Source organism: Amycolatopsis sp. GA6-003 (genome assembly GCF_046267895.1).
Taxonomy (GTDB): domain Bacteria; phylum Actinomycetota; class Actinomycetes; order Mycobacteriales; family Pseudonocardiaceae; genus Amycolatopsis.
The window spans coordinates 1,847,238-1,868,461 of sequence record NZ_CP176499.1 but is presented as its reverse complement, the minus strand read 5'-3'; the positions used below and the strand labels follow the sequence as shown (position 1 = coordinate 1,868,461).

The window sequence follows — 21,224 nt, the reverse complement described above, 5'->3', positions numbered from 1 at the left end:
GTCCGAAATGGACACTGCCGGTCGTCCGGCGTCCGGCGCACCGTGACCGGGGCGGGCCAATTTCACTCGTTCGGCGTAGCACCTGCAGGATTCCGCAGGTCGGCGGCGGGGTACGCGCGGCGCACAGGGGAGCTCGGCGCGGAAAGGAGCCGAAGATGACCCGCGAGATGAAGAGGGCCGACCGCGCGATGCCGGCCGGCGGCGACGGCGCGGAGTACGCGTTCTGGCGCGAGCACACGCACATCAACCTGAGCCCGGTGGCCGCACCGTCGATCCTGGGGCTCGCCGGGTTCGCGGTGTCGACGTTCATGGTGGCGGCCAACCTGGCCGGCTGGTTCGGCGACAGCACGACGACGCCGCTGCTGCTGGCCCCGTTCGCGTTCGCTTTCGGCGGCGTCGCGCAGTTCCTCGCCGGGATGTGGTCGTACCGGGCCCGCGACGCGCTCGCCACGGTCGTGCACGGGGCGTGGGGCGCGTTCTGGCTCGGCTACGGCGTCTACCAGCTGTTCGTCGGCCTCGGCGGACTGCCTTCGACGGCGGCGAGCCCGGTCGCGGCGGCCGCGATCGGCTTCTGGTTCATCGGGCTCGCGGCGATCACCTGGACCGGCGCGCTCGCCGCGCTGGCGGAAAGCCTCGTGCTCTGCGCGCTGCTCGCGGTCCTCGCCGCCGGGGCGACGCTGCTGGCCATCGGGATGATCGGCGACGTCGGCGTCGTGCGCACGATCGCCGCGTACTTCCTGCTCGCGTCCTCGGTGCTGGCCTGGTACGCGTGCAGCGCGATGGTGCTCGAAGCGGCGCACCACCGGGTAATCCTCCCGATGGGCCTGCGCGCTCCGCGGCCCGCCCGGACCACGACAGTGCCGTTGCACCAGGCGATCCAGTTCGACCACGGCGAACCGGGAATCAAGGCCGGGCAGTAGCCCCGCCGAGGAGGTGACCACGGAATGAAGATGAGCACGGCGCTCACCGCGTTGACTCCGCAGGACCGCAAACTGCGGGAAAGCAGGCTGCCGCTCACCGCGGAATTCCTGGCCGGCGCGTGGCTGGTGTTCGCGGCGTTCGCGTACAGCTACTCGTTCACGCTGTCCGCGACGGCCGGCTTCTGGAACAGTCTGGCGTGCGGGATCGCCGTGGCGGCGGTCGCGCTGGTCCGGTTCGGCCTGCCGGAACGGGCGCGCTGGCTGGGACTGGTCAACGTCGCGATCGGGTTCTGGCTCATCGCCGCGCCCTTCGCGTTCGGCTACCCGGTCGACGGCCACCGCGACGCGATCCGCACGAATTCGCTGATCGTCGGCGTCCTGCTGGCGATTTTCGCGGTGATCTCGGTGACCGTCGCCTATCGCAGGCACAGCGGCGAGTTCCGGGAGTAAGGAGCGTGTACTGGCCGGTGCTGGCGGTGCTCGCGCTCGGCGTGCTCGCCTTGGGCAGCGCGGGATTGCGGGCGCGCAAGACCGCGCCGCCGATCCGGAAGGAGGCGCTCGCCGGCGCCTGGCTGGTCGCCGCGTCGGGCGTGGTGTGGTGGGCGTCCGCGCCCGCCGCCGGGGCGGTGTTCCTGGTGGTCGGCGCGGCGGTCGTGTTCGGCGCGGCGCTGCCGGACGCGCGGCTGCCGTTCCGCCGGGGCGGCTGAGCAGGCCGGGGTTTGCCGCGGGCGGCGGCCGGTTACCCGCCCGGGGTGAGGCCGGGCGGCCGTCGGCTGCCCGGCGATCGTCGGGTGCGCGGGAGGTCGGTCATGACACAGCTGAAGCCCCGGCCAGTGGTGATCGCCGCGGCGCCGCACCGGGGCAAGAAAGGCTCGGTGCTGCTGGGCCTTCTGCGCACCACCGACCACAAGCAGATCGGGCTGCTCTACCTCGGCAGTTCCTTCGCGTTCTTCCTGATCGGTGGCGCGATGGCGCTGCTGATGCGCGGCGAACTGGCCCAGCCCGGCCTGCAATTCCTCTCGCAGGAGCAGTACAACCAGCTGTTCACCATGCACGGCACGATCATGCTGCTGCTGTACGCGACGCCGAATGTGTTCGGCTTCGCCAATTTCGTCCTGCCGCTGCAGATCGGCTCGCCGGACGTCGCGTTTCCCCGGTTGAACGCGTTTTCCTATTGGCTGTACCTTTTCGGCGGGCTGATCGTGCTGAGTTCGTTCCTCACGCCCGCCGGAGCGCCGGATTTCGGCTGGACGGCCTACACGCCCCTGTCGGACGCCGTGCACAGCCCCGGAGTCGGCGGCGACCTGTGGATCATGGGCCTGATCGTGTCCGGCCTCGGCACGATTCTCGGCGCGGTCAACATGACCACGACGATCCTGTGCCTGCGCGCGCCGGGAATGACGCTGTTCCGGATGCCGCTTTTCACCTGGAATATCCTTTTCACCGCGATTCTCGTGCTGCTCGCGTTCCCGATCCTCACCGCCGCGCTGTTCGGCCTGGAGGCCGACCGGCGGCTCGGCGCGCACGTTTTCGATCCGGCCAACGGCGGCGCGATCCTCTGGCAGCACCTGTTCTGGTTCTTCGGCCATCCCGAGGTGTACATCGTCGCCCTGCCGTATTTCGGGATCGTCACCGAGATCATCCCGGTGTTCAGCCGGAAACCGCTGTACGGCTACCGGCTGATGGTGTTCGCGACGGTCGGCATCACCGGCCTGTCCGCGACGGTGTGGGCGCACCACATGTTCGCCACCGGCGCCGTGCTGCTGCCGTTCTTCTCGATCCTCACCTTCCTCATCGCGGTGCCGACCGGGCTCAAGTTCTTCAACTGGATCGGCACGATGTGGAAGGGGACGCTGTCGTTCGAATCACCGATGCTGTGGTCGATCGGATTCCTCGTCACGTTCCTGCTCGGCGGGCTGACCGGGGTGCTGCTGGCCTCGCCCGCGCTGGACTTCCACATCACCGACACCTATTTCGTGGTCGCGCACTTCCACTACGTGCTGTTCGGCACGATCGTGTTCGCCACGTTCGCCGGGATCTACTTCTGGTTCCCGAAGATGACCGGCCGGATGCTCGACGAATCGCTCGCCAAATGGCACTTCTGGACGACGTTCATCGGCTTCCACACGACCTTCCTGGTGCAGCACTGGCTCGGTGCGCAAGGAATGCCGAGGCGGTACGCGGACTATCTCCGCAGCGACGGTTTCACTGTGCTGAACACGATTTCCACCATCGGTGCGTTCATTCTGGGCGCTTCGGTGCTGCCGTTCATCTGGAACGTGGTGAAGAGCTACCGGTACGGCGAACGGGTCAACGTGGACGATCCGTGGGGCTTCGGCGGTTCCCTGGAATGGGCCACGTCGTGCCCGCCGCCGCGGCACAATTTCACCGAGCTGCCGCGCATCCGTTCTGAGCGCCCCGCTTTCGAACTGCATTACCCGGAAGTGGCGAAACGGGCGCGCGAGGAGCAGCACGTCCACTGGCGGCGGAAGGCCAAGGAGAAATCGAACGCCTGATCACGGCTGGAATCCCTTGACCATGGCGCGCAGCCCGGCCGCGAACCACCGGTCGTAGTACTCGGCGGCCGCCGGGTCGGCCGGCTCGTCCGGCGGCGAGCCGACCTGCGCGAGCGCGTGGCCGAGGGTGTAGACGCCGATGGACTGCAACGCGATCAGCGCGGTCTCCTGGGCGATGCCGTCCGCGGCGAACCGGTCGAGCACCCCCGCGAGCAGCGGCGTGACCGCGTCGGCGTCGACCGGATGGGTGGCCAGCAGCGGGACCGCGTTCGGATGGCTGAGCAGCATGGCGCGGTACGCCTCGGCGAACCCGGTCGCCGCCTCCGGCCAGGACTCCCGCGGCTCGAGGCCGGCGAGCGCGGTGGTGACCAGCCGGTTCACGACCGCGGCGAGCACGGCGTCGCGGTGCGGGACGTGGCGGTACAACGACATCGCCGCGACGCCGAGACGGGAGCCGAGCGCGCGCATGGTCAGGGCGTCGAGGCCTTCGTCGTCGATGAGGCCGATCGCCGCGGTGACGATCTGGTCGGCGCTGACCTGCGGCGGGCGGCCCGGTCGGCGGCGCGGCGTGTCGTTCATGCGGTCAGCGTGGCAGCCAGCGTCGTGCCGAACATGACCAGGGTGAGCAGGCCGACGACCAGGTGCTGGACGTCCGGGACCACGTCGTGCCCGGCGGTCGGCAGGATCTTCCGGGTGCGCGCGTAGTCGCGGGCGTAGACCTCCCGCTGGGCGGCCGTGCTGATCCCGAAGTACGGCAGCCACCAGCTGGCCACGTGCCCGGCGAGGATCAGCGCGCACAACGCCAGCGCCGCGATCGAGGACCACGGCCGGTGCAGCGCCACGCCCGCGGCGATGAGCAGCGGGAACGGGTAGTTGATCGCGGCGGCGAGCAGCCGCGGGCGGAGGTTGCCCGGCGCGAGGTCGTTGAGCGGGTACATCGGCACCCATTCGGTCAGGACGAGCCAGGCCAGCCAGAGCAGGGGGACGGCGACGGCGATCGGGGTCACGGCGGGCTCCTCTTCCGGTGCGTACGTCGTAAGCTTACAAGGTACGCAAATGAGCGCGCAAGGAAGCGCCGAGCGAGCGCTTCGCGGAAGTCAGCCCTGCTGCCGGCGGAATTCGTCCAGCACCCGGCGCTCCCGCTTCGTCGGGCGGCCCGCGCCGCGCTCGCGGCGGGCGACCGGGATCGCCGCTTCCGGCGGCGGCTTCGGGGTGCGGTCGATGAGGCAGGTGGCCGCGACGGCGGCGCCCACGCGTTTCTGGATCACCTGCACGACCTCGACCACGCGGGTCGTCGTCCCGATCCGGGCGCGGACCTCGTCTCCGGGAACCACTGTCGTCGCGGGTTTCGCCGGGCGGTCGTTCACGCGCACGTGCCCGCCCCGGCAGGCGGCCGCGGCGTCGGCGCGCGTCTTGGTCAGCCGGACCGCCCAGAGCCAGCGGTCGATCCGCGTCGATTCCATGCGTCCATCATGGCGCGTCCCAGTGCCAGCGGAGGCCGAGGATCCCCGGAGTGACCGAGGCGGAGACGACGTGCGCGGGCAGGCCGTCGGTGATCGGCAGTTCGGCGACGGCCGTCTCCGGTCCGGCGGGGGAGTCGAGCCGGTAGGCGTGGCAGGCGCGCGGCGCGAAGCCGGGTGCGAAGTGCAGTTCCAGCAGGTGTTCGTGCACGGCGTTGCGGAACCGGCGCTCGTACGACCGGTCCGGGCGGTCGTCGGTGAATTCGAACTCGTACTCGGCGATCGCGGTTTCGCCGCGGTCCAGGCCCCGGCCGAGGACGAGTTCGGCCACCGTGAACCCCTCCTCGGCGAGGGATTCCGTGCGCCCGGGCGAGCAGTAGCGGGTGCGCACCAGCCGCGGCGGGCAGCCGGGACCGACGCCGTGCGCGGTGACCAGCCGGATGTGCGTGTCGTCCTCGGTCGCCCGCAGGACCTCGCGCACTTCCAGCCGGTGCAGCCGCCGGTCCGGGCCGACGTGCACGGCTTCGTGCAGGCTGACCACCACGAGCGACGTCCGGTACGCCGTCTCGAACGAGTTCAGCACCCGCAGCACGGCGTTTCGCTTTCCCCACAGCCGTTCCCAGCGCACCATCGGGACCGGCGGCGGTTCCGGAGCGCGCTCGATCAGCCCGGTCAGCGAGCCCGGCGGCAGGTCGAGCACGCCCTCGAGAATCCGCACCGCGACGCGCGAACGGGCGCGGGCGGGCACGGTGCGGCCGGTCCGCCAGTAGCTGAGCGTCGTGGTGCTGACCGCCGCGCCCGCCGCGGCGAGCCGGTCCCGGAGCCGGTCGAGGCCGAGCCCGCTGCGGTCGATGGCCAGGGTCAGGGCGCGGCTGAACGGCCCGTCCGCCAGCGCGTCGGCGAGCCGGTCCGGCTGGGCGCCGGGACCTGTCGAGAACACCTGCGTCCTCCTCGGGTCGTCCCCACCCATTCGCCTCCGGAACAGCCGGCGGCGCAACCCGTCGAAGGTCGGGTCTTGGCCGGTCAGCGCGGATTTCGGCGAACGGCGGGCGACCCCGCCGGACCGGGAACGGGCCGGCCCCCTGCGCCGACCCGCTCCCGGCGGCCCCCTCGTCCCCCGACGAACGAGGGGACCGCGCCGGTCCGCCGCCCTCCACAGGACGGACCGGTGCCGGCCGCGACTCCCGCGAACGGAACAGCGCCGGACGGCTTTCGTGACGGCGGTCGCCGGCAAAGCCACCCGATCGGGTGAGGATGTGCCGGTTCGTAGGCTGGCCGGGTGAATCGCACGGACCGGCTGTACGCACTGGTCGAGGAGCTCCGGGCGGTCGCGCCGCGCACCCGGACCGCGGCGTGGCTCGCGGCCCGGTTCGAGGTCAGCGTGCGCACGATCGAACGCGACCTCGGCGCGCTGCGCGAGGCAGGCGTCCCGATCTGGACCGAAACGGGCCGGACCGGCGGCTACGGCCTCGACCGCGAGCGGACCCTGCCGCCGCTCACCCTCACGCCGGAGGAGGCCATCGCGATCACCGTCGCGCTGCGTTCGGCCGCGGGGTCGCCCTTCGCGGGCGCGGCGGAGTCGGCGGCGCGGAAGGTGCTGGCGCGGCTGCCGTCGGACGTCCGCGACGCCGAACAGCACCTCGCCGCGCGGCTGCACCGGGTCGGCGAGCCCGAACCGCCTGCCGTCCGCAGCGGACTGATCCTCACCGCGCTCGCCGCGCGCCGCGTCCTCCGGCTGTCGTATGTGGACGCCAAGGGCAAGGAAACCGAACGCGACGTCGAGCCGCTGGGCCTGCTGTGGGGTCCGGCGGGCTGGTACGTGCTCGGCTGGTGCCGCCTGCGCGACGCGGTCCGCGGTTTTCTGCTGGACCGGATCCGCTCCCTCGCGCTCACCGGCGACCACGTCGAACGCCGCGAGGTCGACCTCGACGCCGAACTCGCCCGGATCTCCGCCCGCCCGCTCGGCGAGTGACCTGCGCCACGCGGCGGTGAAACACCGACAGGACGGTGTCGCCGGCGGCCGCGATCGTTCTCGCATGGCAAACGAATTGCACCCCGAAGAAATCCCCGCCCTCTGGTGTCGCATGTGGAACGAGGACGCCTCGCTCGCGCACCGGCTGCTCACCGCCGACGGCCGCCAGTGGTCCGGCGCCAAACCCGGCCTCGACCCGCTGGTCGGCCCGGCGGACGCGGAGGCGTTCATCGCGAAGTACCAGCGCGAGGTCGGCAACAAGTTCGTCCCGCGCACTTTCGTCGTCGACGGCGCCGACCGGCTCGCCTTCACCTGGGACGTCACCCGGCGCGACGGTGTGGTCATCACCGGAGCCGACCTGTGCGTGCTCACCGGCGGAAAGGTCTCGCGGAACTGGACGATCCCCTCGCCGGACGGCCGGTCGGACCTGCCGGACGGGCCGGGCCGAGGAGGCCTGGACCGCGAGGAACTGCGGGTGCTGGCGAAGGACGCGCATCCGTGGCAGGGCGAACTGGTGCTCGACCCGGTGCGGCAGACCGTCGCCGGGACCTGGTCGGACGGGGAGCGCGGCGGGATCGCGGTCATGGTCGCGGTCGACGGCCGGGTGGACCGGGAATGGGTGGTGCCGGGGACCCGTCCGCTTCCGTGATCCCGGGGGCCGGCGCGTGCGATCATGGGGTTCGGCCAGCAGGAAGGACCCCATGACCGCCTCGCCCGTCCACCGGTTCCGCGCCCGCGACGGGCTCGAACTGGCCTACCGCGAACTGGGCGAGGGCACGCCCGTCGTGCTGCTGCACGGGTTCACCTCGTCCGGCGAGGCGTGGCTGCGCAGCGGGCTGGCCGCGCAGCTCGCCGAGCGAGGATTCCGCGTGCTGCTGCCGGATTTCCGCGGCCACGGCGCGAGCCCGCAGCCGGCCGATCCGGCCCGCTACCCGCCGGAGGTGCTCGTCGACGACGGTCTCGCGTTCGTCGAGCAGCTCGGACTGACCGAATACGCCCTCGGCGGGTACTCGCTCGGCGCGCGAGTGGCGCTCCGCATGGTCGCGCGCGGTGCGCGGCCGTCGCGGCTTCTCCTTGGCGGGCAAGGACTTGCCGCGATGCGGCGAGGCAGCGGGGGAGGTCCGCTGCACCGGGTGCTGACGGCGTTGACCGAAGGCCGGACCGTGGCACCGGCCGACGCCCAGACCGCGCACTGGATCGCCCGCCTCGGCGCCGACCCGCGCGCGCTGATACAGGTCCTGCGTTCGGTCGTGCCGATGGAGGACCTCCCCGCGCTCACGATTCCGGCGCTCGTCGTGGTCGGCAGCGAGGACGCGGGGCACGCGGACGCCGAGCCGCTCGCCGAGCTGGTGAACGCGGAGTTCGCCTCGGTGCCCGGCGATCATTACGGGGCGTCGGCCGCGCCGGAGTTCACGGCCGAGGCGGTGCGGTTTTTCACCGGCGGGCGGCGGAACTGACCGGGCTCAGGCTCCGATCCGGCGCTCGAATCCTTCGGGAATGATCAGGTCGTCGCGGCTCAGGTCGTGCACGCTGCGGTGGCCTAGCGCGAGCAGTGTCGAGTCGATGCCGTTGCGCAGCACATCCAGCACGTTCTCCACCCCGGCCTGTCCGCCCGCGGCGAGGCCCCACAGGTACGCGCGCCCGATCAGGACCGCGCGGGCCCCGAGCGCCAGCGCCTTCACGATGTCGCTGCCGCGGCGGATTCCGCCGTCCAGCAACACTTCCACCTCGCTCCCGACCGCCTCCGCGACCGCGGGCAGCGCGCGGATCGTGGCGGGTGTGCCGTCGAGGTTGTTGCCGCCGTGGTTGGACACCGAGATCGCGCTGACCCCGGCGTCCACCGCGCGGCGCGCCTCGTCGACGCGGTACACGCCCTTCAGCAGGAACGGCCCGTCCCACTGCTTCCGCAGCCAGCTCACGTCTTCCCAGCTCGGCGGCGCGGTCTGCATCCACTGGCCGTACGCGCCGAAGAACGACGGCACCGGCGTGCCGGGTTCGGCCATGTTCGGGACGCTGAGGTCGGGCAGTTTCCGGGTGCGGGCGTAGGCGAGCAGCCAGCGCGGACGCGTCATGCCTTCGGGCGCGAACCGGATCAGCTCGCGCAGCGTCAGCTTGTCCGGGATGTGCGGGCTGCCCCAGTCGCGGCTGTGCGAGAAGGACCAGTCGAGCGTGAGGATGATCCCGACCGCGCCGGCGGACCGGGCGCGGTCCAGCCGGCGCAGGATGTCGTCGCGGCCGCCGGTCCAGTACACCTGGAAGTACGTGTTCGGGTTGGCGGCCACCACTTCCTCGATCGGCTTGCTGGCGAACGAGGACAGCCCCATCGACGTCCCGCGCGCGGCGGCGGCGCGGGCGACCGCGACCTCGCCGTCGGGGTGCACCGCCTGCACGCCGGTCGGCGAAATCACCACCGGCAGCGCGACGTCCCGGCCGAGGACGTTCGTGCTCAGGTCGCGTTCGCCGGGCAGCCCGGCGGTGCGCGGGGCGAACCGCAGTTCGTCGTACGCCGCCAGGTTGTCCTGCAGCGTCAGGCCTTTTTCCGAACCGGCGATCAGCGCCGAGTAGACGGACGCGGGCAGGCGCTTCTTGGCCCGCCGCTGTGCTTCGGCGACGGATTCGAACCAGGTGCTCATCGTTTTCCCTTCGGGTCGGCGCGCAGCGGGCGCCAGGCGACGCGCGGCCGCAGCGGGACCGCGGTCCGGTGGTTGAGACAGCCCGCCCACACCCCGGCGCCGTACGCGAGATCGTCGGCGACCGCGCCGGCGGTGTAGCGGAGGGGATCGAGATCGGGGCGTTGCCGCAGCCAAGCGGTGAGCGGCGGTCCGGCGAGCAGCGAGGCGAGCGCGGCCCGGCGGCCCCAGCGTTTCCGCCCGCCCGGCAGCAAGAACGCGGCGAGCAGGGGAGCGGCGAATTGCGTGCTGTACCGGCCGAATCCGAGCCACGTTTGTCCTGCGGCGGTGGCCATCGCTCGGGTGACCCCCTTGGTAGGCACGTCGCTTCGGCGGAGCAGGCGGGTCATGCTGAACACTGCGCCGGCGAACGCCGCGGCGGCCGGGAGCGGACGGCGAGCCAGCAGCGCGGCGACGGTGAGCGTCGGCCAGGGGTGCAGGACGAGCGGGGCCATCGCGGCGGGGCGACGGAGCGCTAGCGGTGCGGCGGAAGTTCCGTAGCTGGCGCGGCGGCGGAGCAATCCGCGCCAGGTGGCCGGTTCGTGGTGCTCGACGTGTGCGGACGGGTCGTAGCGGATCCGGTAGCCCGCGTCGTGGAGTCGCCAGCCGAGGTCGACGTCCTCGCCGACGCGCATTGCCGGATCGAAGACCGCACCGTCGCGCGCGACGGATTCCAGTGCGCTCCGGCGGACCAGGAGGGCGGCAGTGGGCACATAGGACAGTCGGGTGCCGGGCGCGACGCGTGCGGCGGCGGTGCCCAGGTCGAGGCTGCTGGCGGCGCGGGTGTAGCGGCCGGCCCAGGTCTCGGGCGCGAGGGGGCGCACGCGCGGCGCGACGGCGGCGACGAGCGGGTCGGCGAAATGCCCGGCCAGCCGGTCGATCCAGTCCGGCGACGGGACGCAATCGCTGTCCAGGAAAGCGATCAGGTCGGTGGAAACGTGCTCCAGCGCGGTGTTCCGGGCCGCGCCCGGGCCGCCGTTGACGTCGCGGCGGACGAGTTTCGCACCGTGCGCGGAGGCTGCCGCGGCGATGGCGGCGGGGTCGGCGGATCCGTCGTCGACGACCAGCGCGGGGCAGCGGCCGTCGAGTCCGGCGAGGCAGCGGCCGAGCAGTTCGGCGCGGTCGCGTACCGGGATCACGACGGTCGCGTCCACGGTTTTGGCCGGTGGCAACGGATGTGCGAACCCGGCGTCGGTGAGCAGCCGGGCGAGGACGCCTTCCGCCGAGGTCTCCACCGGGTGGTCCGCCAAGCGTTCCCAGGCCGTCCGACCGCCCTTCGTGAGGCGCAGGACGCGGGCGGGGGAGCCGCCGAAGAGGAGGCCTTCGGAGAGCTGTTTGACGCTCGGGTCCAGGGTGAGCCGGAACCCGGCGGGCAGCGGGGCGGTCACAGTGCCAGCCCTCCGTCCACCGGGATCACGGCACCGGTGGTCGCGCTGCTTTCCGGCCCGGCGAGGAAGGCCAGGACGGCGGCGACCTCGGCGGGATTGAGCAGGCGTCGCATAGGTTGCTGCGCGGCAAAGCTTTTTGCTGAGGGGAGGCCGTATAAGCGGGCGCTCTCGGCGAGAATCGGCGTGTCGGTCGAGCCGGGGCTGACCGCGTTCGCGGTGACGCCGGAGTCGGCTAATTCCGTGCCCAGCGCGCGAATCAACCCGGCGACTCCGGCTTTCGCCGCGCAGTACGCGGCGAGCAGGGGCAATCCGCGTGTCGCGGCGGCGGACGCGACGGCGAGAAAACGGCCGGAGCGGGGTTTCGGCCGGCGCAGCAATGCGGGAATCGCGGTGTGGGCGAGGTTGAGGACGCCGCGGAGGTTGACGTCGAGGACCGCGTCTTCCTGCTCCGGCGGCATTTCCCACAGCGGCACGCCGCCCGCGATCACTCCGGCCGCTGCGATGGCTGCGTCCAGGCCGCCCCAGCGTTGTTCCGCTGCTGCTACCGCTGCGGCCAGTTGCGCGCGGTCGCGTACGTCTGCGCGGAATTCTTCTGCGGTGCCACCGGTTTCGCGGATCTTGGCGACCACTGTGGACAGTCCTTCGCCGGTGCCCATCGAATAGGGGAGAGCCGGGTTGTCTTCGGTGACGTCCACGGCGAGGACGGCCCAGCCTTGTTCAGCCAGCTTGGTCGCGGTGGCTGCGCCGATGCCGCGTGCCGCGCCGGTCACGAGGGCGGTTTTCATGGCGTCACCGGGGAAGTCCAGTCGCGCACGTGCGCTCGCAACTGCGCCGCGAGCTCGTCGAGGAGCTTCCGGCCTTCGTCCGCGGTCGCTCCGGTGGGGTCGCCGAGGATTCCGGTGTCGGTCACCGCGCGCACGCCGCCTTTGCGCAGAACCGGAAGCAACTCGCTCAGCGGCCGAGTGTCGCCCGGAACTGCTTTGCCCAGCTGCACTTTGTCCGGGCGAAGAGCCAGCTGCAGAGCGGTTTCCGGCCGTCCGGCGTGCGGATCTCCTTGCCAGCGCGGCTCGAACACCGAAACGTCCCGTGATTCGGCACGCAGGGTCGCGACCGCGCGGGTCACCGAAGCCGCGTTGCCGCCGTGCGCGGACACGAAAAGCAGCCGCCGGAAGGTCTCGCAGGCCGACCGGCCGAGTTCCACGAGCAGGAGTTCCGTGGCCGCCTGCCCGATCGACAGCGTCCCGGCGAATCCCGCGTGTTCGCCGCTCGAGCCGTAGGGCACCGCTGGCGCGACCAGCACGTCCGGGCGCTCCGCGGCGAGGCGGTCGCACAACGCCGTGGCGAGGTCGGTGTCCGTGCTCAGCGGCAGGTGCGGACCGTGCTGCTCGGTCGCCCCGAGAGGCACGGCGAGGATCGCGCCGGACGCCGCGTGTTCGGCGACGTCCGGCGACGACAGGTCGGCCAGGCGCATTTCAGCGGCCCGGGGCGAAGCCCGCGAGCGGGTTCTCGTCGCAGGCCCGTTCCGGCGGACGGCGCATGCCGATGGTCACCGGGACCTTGCGGTGCGAATGGTCCAGCGACGGCTTCGGCACGCTGCCCGCGGCGACCCCGGCCAGCGCGCGTTCGCCGTGGCCGCGCACGCATTCCGGGTCCGGGCCGTCGAGCGGCAGCCCGGTGAAGAACTTCGCCGCCATGCACCCGCCGCGGCAGGCGTCGAAGGCCGAACACGACGTGCAGGCCCCGCCGCTCTGCGGGCTGCGCAGCTCGGCGAACAGCTCGGATTCCCGCCACACCCGGGCGAAACCGCCTTCGCCGCGCGTGTTGCCGGCGAGGAAGGTGTCGTGGATGGCGAACGGGCACGCGTAGACGTCGCCGACCGGGTCGATCAGGCACACCACCCGGCCGGCGCCGCACAGGTTCAGCCCGGGCAGGCCGCCGTCGCCGTACCCGGCGAGGTGGAAGAACGAGTCGCCGGTCAGCACGTTTTCGCCGTGGGCGACCAGCCAGTCGTAGAGCTCCCGTTGCTGGGCGGCGGTGGGGTGCAGCTCGTCCCAGACGTCCGCGCCGCGGCCGGACGGGCGGAGCCGGGTGAGCCGCAGCTGGGCGCCGTAGCGGTCGGCGATGGCTTTGAAGTCGTCGAGCTGTCCCGCATTCTGCCGGGTCACCACGACGGAAATCTTGAAGTTCCCGAACCCGGCGGCGGCGAGGTTCTCCATCGCCCGGATCGCGGTGCGGTAGGAGCCGGGGCCGCGGACGTGGTCGTTGACCTCCTCGGTGGCGCCGTCGAGGGAGATCTGGACGTCGACGTAGTCGCTGCCGGCGAGCCGTTTCGCGACGTCCTCGGTGATCTTGACGCCGTTGGTGGAGAACTTGACGCCGACGTGGTGCTCGGTCGCGTAGTCGACCAGCTCCCAGAAATCGGGCCGGACGGTCGGTTCGCCGCCGCCGATGTTCACGTAGAAGATCCGCATGCGCTCGAACCCGTCGATCAGCGCCTTGCATTCTTCCGTGCTCAGCTCGCGCGGATCGCGGCGGCCGGACGAGGAAAGGCAGTGCACGCACGACAGATTGCAGGCGTAGGTGAGTTCCCAGGTGAGGCAGATCGGCGCGGCGAGCCCGAACTGGAATTCGTCGACAAGCGACATCACACGCTCCTCGGATGGATCATGTCCGACGCCGCGAGGGCGGCGAGGGCGGCGCGGTAGCGGGGAAGTTCCGCCGGCGCGACTCCGGCCTGTGCGCACGCCGCGCGGGCGGAGGGGTGGTCGGGCAGCGCCTGCACCGCGGCGAGCATGGTGCGGCTCTTGAGAAAGGACAGCCGGCGGGTGCCGAAGTGGTACAGCAGCGCGCCGAACCGCTCCGGCCGGATGGAGACCCGGCTGTCCAGTTCCCAAGCACCGTCCAGATCGAACGCCGCGGCGCTGCGATCAGTAGACACCGCACATTCCGTCGATGGAGACCTCTTCGACGAGCAACTCGTCGGCTACGACCTCTTCGGCCTTCGCCTCGGCTGCGGCTGTCGTCTCGCTCATCGTGACTCCCTTGTCTCGGCCGGCGATATTTGACACTTGGTGTCGAATGTGAGGGCGACAATACTGTCACGCAGTGCCAGAAGCAATGCCTCGCCGGCGCGGGACACCCGAACGGGCGTTCTCCGCGGCCGGGAACCGACTGCCCCGCCGGTCCGACTCCTCAGGAAGCGGACCACGCGAAGGGAGCGGAATGGCCATCGGCGTCGACGGAGAGCCACGCACGGAACCGGCACGACCCGCGGGGTGGGCGGCGATTCGCCCGTTGGTGCTGCGGCTGCACTTCTACGCCGGAGTGTTCGTCGGCCCGTTCCTCCTGATCGCTGCGCTGACGGGGATCGCGTACGTGTGGACGCCGCAGTTGGAACAGGCGGTTTACGCGCACGAACTGCACGTCCCGGCCGCTGCGGGTGTCGTGCCGCTCGATCAGCAGGTCCTCGTCGCCCGCGATCAGGTCCCGGACGGCAAGATCATCGGCGTCCGCCCGGCGCCGTCCGCGACCGACACCACCCAGGTGATCTTCGACCGTCCGGGCCTGGCGCCGAGCTATCGGTACACAGTGTTCGTCAACCCGCATGACGGGGAGATCCGCGGCGCGCTGGAGACCTACGGTTCCGGCCAGGCGCTGCCGGTCCGAGGCTGGATCGACACCCTGCACCGCAACCTCCATCTGGGCGATTTCGGCCGGCTGTACAGCGAACTGGCGGCAAGTTGGCTGTGGGTGATCACCCTGGCCGGCTTGGCCTTGTGGCTCGGCCGCCGGCGGCGCCTGCGTGCTGTGCTCCTGCCGTCCGCCGGAAAACCCGGACGCCGACGGCTGCGTTCCTGGCACGGTTCGACCGGCCTGTGGATCGCCGCGGGCTTGCTGTTCCTTTCCGCCACCGGCTTGACCTGGTCGCTGCACGCGGGCGCGAACATCGCCGACCTGCGGTCCTCTTTGGACTGGACGACGCCGTCGATCTCTTCTGGTTCCGCCTCGCCTGGCGACGTCGGCTGGCAGGCCGTCCGCGACGCGACGACCCGGGCCGGATTGTCCGACCCGGTGGAGATCCGCCCGCCTGCCAACGGCGGCTACGTGGTGCAGCAGGTGGGGCGGGGTTGGCCGTCCAAACAGGACTCGATGGCGGTCGATTCCGGAACGGGGAAGATCACCGGAACGCTGAGGTTCGCCGACTACCCGCTGGCCGCGAAACTGAGCCGGTGGGGGATCGACGCGCACATGGGGCTGCTGTTCGGGGTGGCGAACCAGGTGGTGCTGACGGTGCTCGGGGTGCTTTTGGCGTGCGTTGTCGGGTGGGGGTATCGGATGTGGTGGCTGAGGGGTCGTGCTGGCCGGGGCCGTTGGGGCGGTGATGCTGCTGGCTCCGGTGGGTTGCGGTCGGGTGGGGCGCGGTCTGGTGGGTTGTGGTCGGGTGGTGAGTCGGATGGGACGCGTTTCGGCCGGTCGTGGACGGCTGGTGAATCGGGTGGGGCGCGGTCTGGCGAGTTGCGGTCGGGTGGTGAGCCGCGCGGGACGCGTTTCGGTCGGATGCGGTCGAGTGGGGTTCAGTCTGGTCGGTTCTCGTCGGATGGCGCGTCGGACGGGATCCGTTCCGATCGATTGCCCTCGGCTGACGCGCGGCCGAGCGACCCGGGAAGCCCGCCGGACGATCGCGGGGACCGGCCTGCTCCGCACCCGGCTCGCGGAGCGCGCGATGGGGCCACCTTCGGCCGGTTGCCGCTGCGGGGCGCGTGGCGGCGGATTCCCGGGCGAGTGCTGGCTCCGGTGCTGGTCGGAGTGGCGGTCGTGGGATGGTTCCTGCCGGTGTTCGGAGTGTCGCTGCTGGGCTTCCTGGCGGTCGACTGCCTGCTGGGCCTGCGCCAGGAGGCCGCGCGATGATCGCCGAACCGGGGCTGCGATGGATTCTCACGCTGCTGTTCGCGGCGGCTGGAGTGTTTTGCTTGTACCGATGCGCGCGGCGTCCCGGCGCGAACGGCCGAGTGGCGGACGCGCTGCACGCGGCGATGTGCGTCGGAATGGTCACGATGGCGTGGCCGGCGACGATGACTTTCGCGCGGATCCCGCAGGTCGTCCTGTTCGCCGGGGCAGCCGGATGGTTCGCGGTGAGCGCGGCGCTGGGATTCGGGCACGGGCGACTGCCGGGCGCACATCACGCGCTGATGATGGCCGGGATGGCGTGGATGGCGTTCGTGATGCCGTCGGCGATGGCGGGAATGACGATGTCCGCGACCGCGATGGGCGGCGAGCACGCCGGAATGGACATGGGCGACGCCGGGATGACCATGACCGGCCACGCTCCCGCGCACGTGGTGGTAGTCGCGGTGGTCCTGGCGGTGCTCTTTCTGGCGGCGGGAATCGCGTGGCTGGCCCGGGCCATCGACCACGCCCGGACGCTCGCCCGCCCTGGACGACGGGAAGTCGGGCTGGCAATGGAAGGCGTGATGAGCCTGGGGATGGCGGTGATGGCAGTGGCGATGATCTGAGCCGGGATTTGCGGCGCTTGGCCGGGGTATTGCCTTCCAGGGCTGAGGTGGGGTTGGTTCGCCTCGCCTCGCCTCGCCTCGCCTCGCCTCGCCTCGCCTCGCCTCGCGTCCGCCTGGCCTCGCCTCGCGTCCGCCTGGCCTCGCCTCGCCTACGTCGCGTCGCAGCGCGACTGGGCGGGTTGTTGCTGGCCCTTTGCTTGGGCTCACGGGACCAGAGCCGGAGCGGGCTTCGCGGGTCTGGTTCCGGCGGGGGAGCCTGTTATTCGGGCTGGGCGTCCCGAGCTTGGCGGACCCGAGTGCGCGGTTCTGAGCTGGGAACCGGGGTTGCCTGTTGTCGGGCAGCCAGCGAGTTGTGCGGGTTTGGCTTGGATCGCGCGGGGACCCCGTCGTCTGGGCTTGGGCGGGTCGAGATTTGCGTCTTGTTGGCCAGAGCAGGTCAGGCTTTGCGGATTCGCGAAGCCTGCCGATGAAGACGCCGTTCCGAGTACCGCAGCTCTCGGATTCCGGCAGTCGGCGCCGCGGCTTGTTTCCACACTGCGCAGTCGCTCCCTGTGCCATTCACGTCGCGTGGCGGCCCCGCGAGTGTTCCGGCTGGGTGAGCTGCCAGACCGGGATTCGCGGGAGGGGGTGTGTCAGGCGGCGCGGTGCCGTCCGGTCGGGCGTTGGGAATCTCGGCCGCGTTTCGGGTGCGGGCGGACCAGGGCGAGCGCGCCGTGGGCCGACACGGTGGGATATTCCGGCGCGTCTGCGGTGTCGGCCAGGTCGGGGCCGGGCTGGTGCCGGAGCCGGTGTTGCCGGTGGACCGCGTAGAGCAATGCCAGTCCGACGACCAGGAAGACGTGTGACAGCACTCGCGCGACGGTCACCCGGTCGCCGATCAGGTCACTGGTCGTGAGCACCGCGAGGACGATCACGAACCCGGTGATCATCGGCAGCTGACCGGCCGCCGCGCGGGTGCGCAGTGCGGCCCACAGCAGGCCGACGCCGACCGCGAGGTTCCAGGCCGCGCTTTCGTTGACCAGGTGGCCTTCCATAAAGCCGCCGTGCGCGTTGTCCATGCCGAGCAGCTGCGCGAACGCCAGCCCGCACTGGACCAGGCCGACCAGTCCCAGCGCGACCCGCAGGCCCCATTTTTCCCGCGGCGGGGCCGGGGTTTCGGCGAGGATGCGGTCGGTGAGATCGGGCACTTCGGGCGCACTGCGGACCAGCAGGGCGCGGCGCAGCGTCGCGCTCCGTTCGTACCAGTTCCGGCACGACGCGCAGGTCTCGAGGTGCTGGTCGACCTGCGGTTCGGGCAGCGGGCCCGCTTCGCCGTCGAGTCGCGCGGACAGCGCTTCGCGGAAGATTTCACAGCTCACGTCTGTCATAGTCGCTCGGATGCGTGCCGGAGTTCCCGGCGGGTTCGGCGATTTTTCTCCGGGCTGGTCACGGAACTGTCCCGGACGGGCATGGACTACCGTGAGGTCCGTGTCCACCGGCCGCGACCACGACGACGAGCGGATCACCGCGCTGGCCCTCGCCGCCGGCCGCGGCGACCGGGCCGCTTTGGAAGCCTGGGTCCGCGCGACGCAAGCCGACGCGTGGCGGTTCCTGGCCCACCGCACCAGCCCGGCCGAAGCGGACGACCTCACCCAGGAAACGTACCTGCGCGCGTTCGGCTCGCTGCCGCGCTTCGCGGGCCGGTCGTCGTCGAGGACGTGGCTGCTGTCCATCGCCCGCCGGGTGGTCGTGGACCGCATCCGCGCGCGCTCGGTCCGCCCCCGCGAATCCACGACGGCAGACTGGCAGCGCGCCGCAGAAGAACAGTCGGCCCGGACGCGCACCGCAGGCTTCGAAGACCTGATCGAACTGGGCCTCCTGCTCGACACTCTCGACGAGGACCGCCGCGAAGCCCTGGTCCTGACCCAGTTCCTGGGCCTGTCGTACGCGGAGGCAGCCGAGGTGTGCGGCTGCCCGGTCGGCACGGTGCGCTCCCGGGTGTCCCGCGCCCGCGACGACCTGCTGCGCGCCCAGGAGGAGAACGACACCGCGATGTGACGCGCGTTGTTCCGGCTTCGCTGGGGCGCGCGGTTGTTGGCTGGTGAGCGGATCGTGCGGCGGCTGGGTTGAGTGTGCGGTGGCCGGGCTCCGCTGCACGCGGCGGATGGCAGGCCTGAACTCGGTTGGTGCCGCCGGACAATGAGCTGCTGGCCGGTTTTTCGGCGGTCGTCTTGCGGAACGGCGGTGGCGGATTGCCGGGCTGGGTGATTGGCTCGCTTCCAGAGCCAGAGCCAGAGCCAGAGCCAGAGCCAGAGCCAGAGCCAGAGCCAGAGCCAGAGCCAGAGCCAGAGCCAGAGCCAGAGCCACAGCCAGAGCCACAGCTGTCAGCGTGCGCTCGGCGTGGGTTCGGCGCGGGACCGTGGCCGTGATCCACGTCGCGGGAACTCGCTGCGGTTTCCTCCCGACCATTCTGTTGTGCGCACAATTCCGGCCCCGCACCGGCGGGGTTTGCTTGCCGCGGCGGGGGTTGCCGCGGTGGCCGTCGTGGTGGTGGTCGCCGCGGCGGGCGAAGTCTATTCGGCTCTCGGCAATCCGGTTCCCGGTGCGTTGACGTCGTTGGGCACCTCCTTGCTTCGGTTGGTCGCCGACGCGGCCGGGGTGGTTTGCGTTGGCGGGCTGGTGTTCGCGGCGTTTCTGAGCCCGCCGGGCGAGGCGGGGCGGCTTTCTCCGGACGGTTACGCGGCGACCCGCACCGCGGCGGGTGCTGCGGGCGTTTGGGCGCTCGCGGCCGCGGTGCTGGTCCCGTTCGACGCCGCCGACGCCTCCGGGCGGCCGGTTTCCGAGGCGTTGCGTCTCGCGGACCTCGCCGTCCTCGTCGACGCCATGGAGGAACCCAAGGCATGGCTTTGCGTCCTGGCGGTCGCGGCCGTCGTGGCGATCGGCATCTGGCGCACCTTGACTTGGCGCACCACAGTGTTGTGGCTCGGCCTCGCCATCGCCGGGATGCTGCCGAGGGCGATCGCCGGGCACGTCTCCATCGGGGCGTGGCACGACCTCGCCACGAATGCCTTGGTATGGCACGTGATCGCGGCGGCGCTGTGGACCGGTGCGCTGGTTGCGCTGCTGGTCCACCGCGGTTCGGACGCGGCACGAGAGATCGCGCTCCGCCGGTATCGACGGCTGGCTGCCGGTTGTCTCGTCGTGGTCGTCGCATCTGGCGTGGTCGACGGTCTCGCACTGGCCCGTCCGGCCGGATTAGGTACTGGCTATGGCTTGCTCCTCGGGGTGAAGGTCGTGGTCACGGTGGTGTTGACGGTGCTGATCGCCGTCACGCGCCGTCGTTGTGGCAGCGGCACGGCGGCTCTCGGGGCGGAGGTCGTGGTGCTGGCTGGGGCACTGGGCGTCTCGGCCGGGCTGGCACATCTGGTGCCGCCCGCGTTCGTGGACGATCCGGCGACCGTCGGCGAGACCGTGCTCGGCTACGACCTGCCGGACCCTCCGGCGTTCGCGCGTCTCCTTCTCGATTGGCGTCCGGATTTGCTCCGCGGTGTCGTGGCGGTGCTTGCCGTCGCGGCTTATGCGGTCGGGGCGCGGTGCCTCCGCAACCGCGGCGACGGCTGGCCTCGCGGCCGGTTCTGGGCGTGGACGTCCGGCTGGGCGACGGTGCTGATCGCGACGTCGTCCGGCCTGGGCAAGTACTCGTCCGGAACCTTCAGCCTGCACATGGTCATCCACATGACGCTGGCAATGCTCGCCCCGGTGCTGCTCGTCCTCGGCGGACCGGTGACCCTCGCACTGCGCGCCCTGCCGGTGGCGGGCAAGGGACCGGACGGTCCGCGCGAGTGGCTGGTGGCGCTGCTGCACTCGCGGTTCACGCGCCTGGTCTCGCACCCGCTGGTGGCGTCGGCGGTGTTCGTCGGCTCGTACTACGCGCTGTACTTTTCGGGCCTGTTCGGCGAGGCGATGCGCTACCACTGGGCGCACCAGCTGATGAACCTCCATTTCCTCGTGTCCGGCTACGTTTTCTTCTGGCTGGTGATCGGTGTCGACCGCCCGCCGCGTTCGCTGCCGCATCTCGCGCGGCTCGGCATGATGTTCGCGGTGATGCCGTTCCACGCGTTCTTCGGCGTGATCCTGATGAACAAGCAGACGGTGATCGCCGAGACGTTCTACCGCTACCTGTCCCTGCCGTGGATGCCCGACCTCCTTTCCGATCAACGTCTTGGCGGCGGCATCGCCTGGGCCACCGGGGAAATCCCGATGATCGTGGTCGTCGTGGCGCTGCTGGCGCAGTGGGGCCGCCACGACGACCGCGAAGCCGCCCGGCTGGACCGCCGCTTCGACCAAGGCGAGGACGACGATTTCGCCGCCTACAACGCGATGCTCGCCGACCTGGCGGCCAGAAGGCAGTAGCCGCGGCCCGACGCCCGCCGCGGCGGAAGCCAGGTTCGGGCGCACCTGGGTTCCGCTCGACCGGCATCGGGACCGCCGCCTGCCGCACCCGGCTGCCGCACGCCCCGCGTCGCGACCCACCGCGGCGTTCTCCTTACGCTGGGCCGATTCCCGTCGCTAGACCACGGCAGTCACCACCTTGTCCAAGGCTCCGCCTTTGACGTCTTCGACGAGAACTTTCAGCTGTGCCAAGCTCATCTGCACTCGCTGGCCGAAGTCGTCGGTCAGCACGACACGGCGTTCCGGCGGGGCGGCGTCGTCGACGAACAGCTCGGGGCAGCCGCAGTCGCAGTTGCCGCAGAACGTGGCCACCGGCTGAAGATTCCCTGCTGCGGCTGGGGTTTCGGACATTTTC

Annotated in this window: 24 protein-coding genes; 11 read left to right on the top strand and 13 right to left on the bottom strand. The window is 71.3% G+C overall.

All coding sequences use genetic code 11. The features are described from left to right. The first annotated feature begins 155 nt into the window (after nt 1-155). The 4 genes from F9C12_RS07885 (at nt 156) to ctaD (ending at nt 3,436) form a co-directional block, all read left to right on the top strand. Nucleotides 156-920 carry an acetate uptake transporter family protein gene (locus tag F9C12_RS07885; RefSeq protein ID WP_409181329.1) on the top strand — a complete coding sequence of 255 codons (765 nt, stop codon included), beginning with the start codon at nt 156-158 and terminating at the stop codon, nt 918-920. Between the two features lie 24 nt (nt 921-944). Continuing rightward, nucleotides 945-1,370, top strand: a complete 426-nt coding sequence (locus F9C12_RS07880) for an SPW repeat protein (protein ID WP_354743351.1) — start codon at nt 945-947, stop codon at nt 1,368-1,370. A 5-nt stretch (nt 1,371-1,375) separates the two neighbouring features. Further along, on the top strand, nt 1,376-1,627 hold the full coding sequence (locus F9C12_RS07875; RefSeq protein ID WP_409465368.1) for a hypothetical protein: 252 nt from the start codon (nt 1,376-1,378) through the stop codon (nt 1,625-1,627). Between the two features lie 102 nt (nt 1,628-1,729). After that, nucleotides 1,730-3,436, top strand: a complete 1,707-nt coding sequence (ctaD, locus tag F9C12_RS07870; protein ID WP_409465367.1) for a cytochrome c oxidase subunit I — start codon at nt 1,730-1,732, stop codon at nt 3,434-3,436. Here ctaD and F9C12_RS07865 read toward each other — a convergent pair whose 3' ends face one another. The 4 genes from F9C12_RS07865 to F9C12_RS07850 form a co-directional block, all read right to left on the bottom strand. Further along, entirely contained in the window at nt 3,437-4,015 is a 579-nt protein-coding gene (locus F9C12_RS07865; protein ID WP_409465366.1) for a TetR/AcrR family transcriptional regulator, read from the bottom strand. Continuing rightward, the gene (locus tag F9C12_RS07860) at nt 4,012-4,443 is read right to left on the bottom strand and encodes a hypothetical protein (protein ID WP_409465365.1); all 432 of its coding nucleotides are present in this window, start codon (nt 4,441-4,443) and stop codon (nt 4,012-4,014) included. The genes F9C12_RS07865 and F9C12_RS07860 overlap by 4 nt, the downstream gene beginning before the upstream one ends. 90 nt (nt 4,444-4,533) lie before the next feature. Then, a complete protein-coding gene (locus tag F9C12_RS07855; RefSeq protein WP_199818137.1) occupies nt 4,534-4,899 on the bottom strand; it encodes an RNA-binding S4 domain-containing protein in 366 nt (121 codons plus the stop codon). Nucleotides 4,900-4,906: 7 nt separating this feature from the next. Beyond that, complete coding sequence (locus F9C12_RS07850; RefSeq protein ID WP_409465364.1) at nt 4,907-5,836, bottom strand: hypothetical protein; 930 nt, start codon at nt 5,834-5,836, stop codon at nt 4,907-4,909. Nucleotides 5,837-6,175: 339 nt separating this feature from the next. On the opposite strand from F9C12_RS07850, the gene F9C12_RS07845 reads away from it, so the two are divergent. From F9C12_RS07845 to F9C12_RS07835, 3 genes are all read left to right on the top strand, one after another. Further along, nucleotides 6,176-6,868, top strand: coding sequence for a helix-turn-helix transcriptional regulator (locus F9C12_RS07845; protein WP_409465363.1), 693 nt, complete (start codon nt 6,176-6,178; stop codon nt 6,866-6,868). 64 nt (nt 6,869-6,932) lie between these two features. After that, nucleotides 6,933-7,517 carry a nuclear transport factor 2 family protein gene (locus F9C12_RS07840; RefSeq protein WP_409181322.1) on the top strand — a complete coding sequence of 195 codons (585 nt, stop codon included), beginning with the start codon at nt 6,933-6,935 and terminating at the stop codon, nt 7,515-7,517. 52 nt (nt 7,518-7,569) lie between these two features. Next, the gene (locus F9C12_RS07835; RefSeq protein ID WP_409465362.1) at nt 7,570-8,325 is read left to right on the top strand and encodes an alpha/beta fold hydrolase; all 756 of its coding nucleotides are present in this window, start codon (nt 7,570-7,572) and stop codon (nt 8,323-8,325) included. A 6-nt stretch (nt 8,326-8,331) separates the two neighbouring features. Here F9C12_RS07835 and mftD read toward each other — a convergent pair whose 3' ends face one another. Genes mftD through mftA form a run of 7 tightly spaced genes read right to left on the bottom strand, consistent with a single transcriptional unit; the run spans nt 8,332 to nt 13,957 of the window. Further along, nucleotides 8,332-9,501, bottom strand: coding sequence for a pre-mycofactocin synthase MftD (mftD, locus tag F9C12_RS07830; protein WP_409465361.1), 1,170 nt, complete (start codon nt 9,499-9,501; stop codon nt 8,332-8,334). Beyond that, entirely contained in the window at nt 9,498-10,925 is a 1,428-nt protein-coding gene (mftF, locus tag F9C12_RS07825; RefSeq protein ID WP_409465360.1) for a mycofactocin biosynthesis glycosyltransferase MftF, read from the bottom strand. Before mftF ends, mftD begins: the two co-directional genes overlap by 4 nt. Beyond that, nucleotides 10,922-11,710 carry a mycofactocin-coupled SDR family oxidoreductase gene (locus F9C12_RS07820; RefSeq protein WP_409465359.1) on the bottom strand — a complete coding sequence of 263 codons (789 nt, stop codon included), beginning with the start codon at nt 11,708-11,710 and terminating at the stop codon, nt 10,922-10,924. The genes mftF and F9C12_RS07820 overlap by 4 nt, the downstream gene beginning before the upstream one ends. Then, complete coding sequence (gene mftE, locus F9C12_RS07815; protein WP_409465358.1) at nt 11,707-12,396, bottom strand: mycofactocin biosynthesis peptidyl-dipeptidase MftE; 690 nt, start codon at nt 12,394-12,396, stop codon at nt 11,707-11,709. Before mftE ends, F9C12_RS07820 begins: the two co-directional genes overlap by 4 nt. Before the next feature lies 1 nt (nt 12,397). Beyond that, nucleotides 12,398-13,570 (bottom strand): mycofactocin radical SAM maturase, encoded by a 1,173-nt coding sequence (gene mftC, locus F9C12_RS07810; protein ID WP_409465357.1) that lies wholly within the window; start codon nt 13,568-13,570, stop codon nt 12,398-12,400. Next, the gene (gene mftB / locus F9C12_RS07805) at nt 13,570-13,863 is read right to left on the bottom strand and encodes a mycofactocin biosynthesis chaperone MftB (RefSeq protein ID WP_409181315.1); all 294 of its coding nucleotides are present in this window, start codon (nt 13,861-13,863) and stop codon (nt 13,570-13,572) included. The genes mftC and mftB overlap by 1 nt, the downstream gene beginning before the upstream one ends. Further along, nucleotides 13,853-13,957, bottom strand: coding sequence for a mycofactocin precursor MftA (gene mftA, locus F9C12_RS07800; RefSeq protein WP_409465356.1), 105 nt, complete (start codon nt 13,955-13,957; stop codon nt 13,853-13,855). Before mftA ends, mftB begins: the two co-directional genes overlap by 11 nt. Before the next feature lie 190 nt (nt 13,958-14,147). On the opposite strand from mftA, the gene F9C12_RS07795 reads away from it, so the two are divergent. Together F9C12_RS07795 and F9C12_RS07790 are read left to right on the top strand one after the other, a co-directional pair. Then, nucleotides 14,148-15,833, top strand: a complete 1,686-nt coding sequence (locus F9C12_RS07795; RefSeq protein WP_409465355.1) for a PepSY domain-containing protein — start codon at nt 14,148-14,150, stop codon at nt 15,831-15,833. Then, entirely contained in the window at nt 15,830-16,438 is a 609-nt protein-coding gene (locus tag F9C12_RS07790; RefSeq protein ID WP_409465354.1) for a DUF5134 domain-containing protein, read from the top strand. The genes F9C12_RS07795 and F9C12_RS07790 overlap by 4 nt, the downstream gene beginning before the upstream one ends. 632 nt (nt 16,439-17,070) lie before the next feature. Here F9C12_RS07790 and F9C12_RS07785 read toward each other — a convergent pair. Then, nucleotides 17,071-17,805, bottom strand: coding sequence for a zf-HC2 domain-containing protein (locus F9C12_RS07785; protein ID WP_409465353.1), 735 nt, complete (start codon nt 17,803-17,805; stop codon nt 17,071-17,073). A 100-nt stretch (nt 17,806-17,905) separates the two neighbouring features. On the opposite strand from F9C12_RS07785, the gene F9C12_RS07780 reads away from it, so the two are divergent. Together F9C12_RS07780 and F9C12_RS07775 are read left to right on the top strand one after the other, a co-directional pair. Continuing rightward, entirely contained in the window at nt 17,906-18,475 is a 570-nt protein-coding gene (locus F9C12_RS07780) for a sigma-70 family RNA polymerase sigma factor (RefSeq protein WP_409465352.1), read from the top strand. Nucleotides 18,476-18,892: 417 nt separating this feature from the next. Next, entirely contained in the window at nt 18,893-20,830 is a 1,938-nt protein-coding gene (locus F9C12_RS07775) for a cytochrome c oxidase assembly protein (protein WP_409465351.1), read from the top strand. Between the two features lie 156 nt (nt 20,831-20,986). On the opposite strand, the gene F9C12_RS07770 is transcribed toward F9C12_RS07775, so the two are convergent. Further along, complete coding sequence (locus F9C12_RS07770) at nt 20,987-21,220, bottom strand: hypothetical protein (protein ID WP_409465350.1); 234 nt, start codon at nt 21,218-21,220, stop codon at nt 20,987-20,989. Nucleotides 21,221-21,224: the final 4 nt, after the last annotated feature.

Bases quoted from the DNA above. Each gene is read 5' to 3' on its own strand.
- F9C12_RS07885 (WP_409181329.1), top strand. From the start codon at position 156: ATGACCCGCGAGATGAAGAGGGCCGACCGCGCGATGCCGGCCGGCGGC.
- F9C12_RS07880 (WP_354743351.1), top strand. From the start codon at position 945: ATGAAGATGAGCACGGCGCTCACCGCGTTGACTCCGCAGGACCGCAAA.
- ctaD (WP_409465367.1), top strand. From the start codon at position 1,730: ATGACACAGCTGAAGCCCCGGCCAGTGGTGATCGCCGCGGCGCCGCAC.
- F9C12_RS07865 (WP_409465366.1), bottom strand. From the start codon at position 4,015: ATGAACGACACGCCGCGCCGCCGACCGGGCCGCCCGCCGCAGGTCAGC.
- F9C12_RS07855 (WP_199818137.1), bottom strand. From the start codon at position 4,899: ATGGAATCGACGCGGATCGACCGCTGGCTCTGGGCGGTCCGGCTGACC.
- F9C12_RS07840 (WP_409181322.1), top strand. From the start codon at position 6,933: ATGGCAAACGAATTGCACCCCGAAGAAATCCCCGCCCTCTGGTGTCGC.
- F9C12_RS07835 (WP_409465362.1), top strand. From the start codon at position 7,570: ATGACCGCCTCGCCCGTCCACCGGTTCCGCGCCCGCGACGGGCTCGAA.
- mftD (WP_409465361.1), bottom strand. From the start codon at position 9,501: ATGAGCACCTGGTTCGAATCCGTCGCCGAAGCACAGCGGCGGGCCAAG.
- F9C12_RS07820 (WP_409465359.1), bottom strand. From the start codon at position 11,710: ATGAAAACCGCCCTCGTGACCGGCGCGGCACGCGGCATCGGCGCAGCC.
- mftE (WP_409465358.1), bottom strand. From the start codon at position 12,396: ATGCGCCTGGCCGACCTGTCGTCGCCGGACGTCGCCGAACACGCGGCG.
- mftC (WP_409465357.1), bottom strand. From the start codon at position 13,570: ATGTCGCTTGTCGACGAATTCCAGTTCGGGCTCGCCGCGCCGATCTGC.
- mftA (WP_409465356.1), bottom strand. From the start codon at position 13,957: ATGAGCGAGACGACAGCCGCAGCCGAGGCGAAGGCCGAAGAGGTCGTA.
- F9C12_RS07795 (WP_409465355.1), top strand. From the start codon at position 14,148: ATGGCCATCGGCGTCGACGGAGAGCCACGCACGGAACCGGCACGACCC.
- F9C12_RS07790 (WP_409465354.1), top strand. From the start codon at position 15,830: ATGATCGCCGAACCGGGGCTGCGATGGATTCTCACGCTGCTGTTCGCG.
- F9C12_RS07785 (WP_409465353.1), bottom strand. From the start codon at position 17,805: ATGACAGACGTGAGCTGTGAAATCTTCCGCGAAGCGCTGTCCGCGCGA.
- F9C12_RS07770 (WP_409465350.1), bottom strand. From the start codon at position 21,220: ATGTCCGAAACCCCAGCCGCAGCAGGGAATCTTCAGCCGGTGGCCACG.